Source organism: Nocardioides sp., from assembly GCF_036401255.1.
Classification (GTDB): Bacteria; Actinomycetota; Actinomycetes; order Propionibacteriales; family Nocardioidaceae; genus Nocardioides.
This window is the reverse complement of sequence record NZ_DASWVI010000154.1, coordinates 1-2,573: the sequence shown is the minus strand read 5'-3', so window position 1 is coordinate 2,573 and position 2,573 is coordinate 1. Positions and strand designations below refer to the sequence as shown.

Annotated in this window: 3 protein-coding genes; all 3 read right to left on the bottom strand. The window is 75.7% G+C overall.

Translation table 11 applies throughout. The annotated features are described in order from the left end of the window. A partial coding sequence (locus VGD85_RS07255) for a biotin/lipoyl-binding protein (RefSeq protein ID WP_331062779.1) occupies positions 1 to 1,188 on the bottom strand: 1,188 nt, incomplete at its 3' end. A gap of 8 nt (positions 1,189 to 1,196) precedes the next feature. Then, on the bottom strand, positions 1,197 to 2,018 hold the full coding sequence (locus tag VGD85_RS07250; RefSeq protein WP_331062778.1) for a DUF5666 domain-containing protein: 822 nt from the start codon (positions 2,016 to 2,018) through the stop codon (positions 1,197 to 1,199). Positions 2,019 to 2,053: 35 nt separating this feature from the next. Continuing rightward, a partial coding sequence (locus VGD85_RS07245; RefSeq protein WP_331062777.1) for an ABC transporter permease occupies positions 2,054 to 2,573 on the bottom strand: 520 nt, incomplete at its 5' end.

Below are 2,573 nucleotides of genomic sequence, written 5' to 3'. Positions count from 1 at the left end.
GGGCGCGACGACCGTCGCGACCGCGTCGCCGGCGCTGACCGAGTCGCCGGTCGACACGGCCACCGACGCGACCCGGCCGGCATGGGGCGCGCGGACGGTCGCCGCACGCAGTGACTGCACCGCGCTGACCACGTCGGCGCGCGCCTGGTCGATCGCCGCCTGGTCACGGGCCAGCGTCGCCGCCGTCACGGTGACCGTGGGGCTGCCGGCCGCCGAGGTGTCGTCGCTCGACGGCGTCTGCGCCTGCGGGGCCTGGGTCTGCGGTGCCTGGGTCTGCGGGGTCTGCGGGGTCTGCGGGGTCGGCTGGTCGCCGGTCTGGTCGCCGCTCGAGGAACCCAGCGCCGCGATCGCCGCGCTCAGCGTGGCGGTGAGGTCCTCGAGCGCCGCCTGGAGGGCGTCCTGAGCGGTCGCGACGTCCTGCTGCGCCGTCTGGACGGCGGCGAGCGCGGTCGCGCAGGCGTCGTCGGCAGGCGTGGGCTCGGGAGTCGGGTCGCTGCTGGGGTCGTCACTCGGGTCGCCGCTCGGGTCGGTCGGTGCGGGCTCGTAGGCGTCCGCGCACGCCTCGGTCTGCGCGGTCAACGCGACCCGGGCGTCCGCGAGCGCCGCCGACGCCGTGGACTGGGCTGCCTCGACCGCCTGCTGCTGGGCGGCGAGCGCGGCGAGCGGGTCGGGTGTGTCCCCGGGGTCGCTGCTCGGGTCGCTGGACGGCTCGGCGCTCGGCGACGCGGACGGACTGGACTGGCCCGAGCTGCCCGACGGGCCCGAGGACCCCGAGGAGTCCCCCTGGGCGGACGACGCGTCGCTCACGGTCTCGGCCTGGGCGTCCTCGTCGGCCTCCAGCTGCGCCCGCGCCGCGGCCAGGTCGGCGCGGGCCCGGTCGACGGCCGTGCGCAGCGCGGTCCGGTCCAGCCGCGCGACGACCTGCCCGGCGCGGACCCGCTCGCCGACCTCGACCGGCACCGCGGCGATCGTGCCGTCCGTGCCCGCCTGCAGGTCCGCCGTGCCCGATGGGGTGAGGGTGCCGGAGAGGGCGAGCGTCTGCTCGACGTCGCCGACCTCCGCCACCGCCGTGCGGTACGCCGCCTCCGCGCCACTCGCCGCGTACGCGGCGTACCCGCCACCCACCAGGCCGAGGACCGCGACGGCGGCCAGGCCCCGCCGCAAGCGACGCCCCCGTGTCCCGCTCATCAGGCCGGTCACTGGTCCGCGCCCGGCCGCGAGGAGAAGACCCGCAGCCCGCACTCGCCGTCGACGGGGTCGGTCACGCTGATCCGGTCGGCGGTGACGGCGCCGGTCGAGTCCGTGTCGCCGGTGGCGGTGGCGCACCGGCCCACCTTCAGCGCCGAGGCGTCAGAGTCGGCCATCCGCGTGTACGTCGTGGCCCTGTCGACGGCCACCTCGACCGAGGTGGCCTCCTCCTCGCCGGGCCTGGTCGCCGACACCGTGAACCCGTCCGCCGCGACCGCGACCACCTCGCCGACCGTGCCGCCCATGCGGACCCGCGCGTCTGTGGGCAGGTCGCTGGGCAGGTCGCTGGGCGCACCCTCGGGACGCTCGCCCGCGCTGCCCTGCTGCGGGCCGCCGCCGAACCCGCCGCAGCCGTCGTCGGTGGCCTCGGTGATCCGCACCGCGGTCGCCGCAACCGGCTCGGTGTCGTCGGTCGCGGCGTCGGTCTCCGCGTCGGACTCCACCATCACGCACGAGCCGACGGTGACGTCGGCCAGCGCGGCTTCCACCTGATCGCTGAACGTGGTCTTCGCGGTCCAGGTGACGGCGAACTGGCCGGAGCCCGCGCTCTGCACCTGCATGGTCTTGCCGCTGATCGCGGCGATCTCGCCGGAGGCGCCGGGCATGTCGCCGGGGCCGGCGCTCTGCAGCGCTCCGGGCTGCCCGCTCGTGGCGCCGGCGTCGTCGGTCGCGGATGCGTCGTCCCCGCCGCAGGCCGTCAGCGTCGCGATCAGCAGCGCCAAGGAGGCGACGATGAGAGTGGCGCGGGTCGAGGTCGGAGCAGAGTTCATGGTGGCGACCTTTCGAGGTGTCGTTCGCGGCTTGCTCATTCGCTGCGCAGGGCGTCGATGGGGGTGAGCCGGGCGGCGCGACTGGCGGGGTAGACCCCGAAGCCGATGCCGAGGGCCAGGGCGGTGCCGATCGCGCCGACGGTGGCGACCGCGGAGACCGCGACGGGCTGGTCGATCAGCCCGGGCAGCACCTGCGCGCCGATGATCCCGATCGCGACACCGAGGACGCCGCCGGCGAGGCCGAGCACGGACGCCTCGACCAGGAACTGGCGCCGGATCACTCGAGGTGTGGCGCCCAGCGCCTTGCGGAGGCCGATCTCCCGGATCCGCTCGGTGACCGAGACCAGCATGATGTTCATGACGCCGATGCCGCCGACCAGCAGCGAGATCGCCGCGATCCCGCCGAGCAGCACCGTGAGGGTGCGGTTGGTGGAGTTCGCGGTCTCGACCAGCGAGTCCTGGGTGGAGATGCTGAAGTCGGCGTCGCTCTCGGCGACCCCGTGGAGGTTCAGCAGCAGCGCCTCGATCTCCTGGTACGCCGCGCCGAGCGTGTCG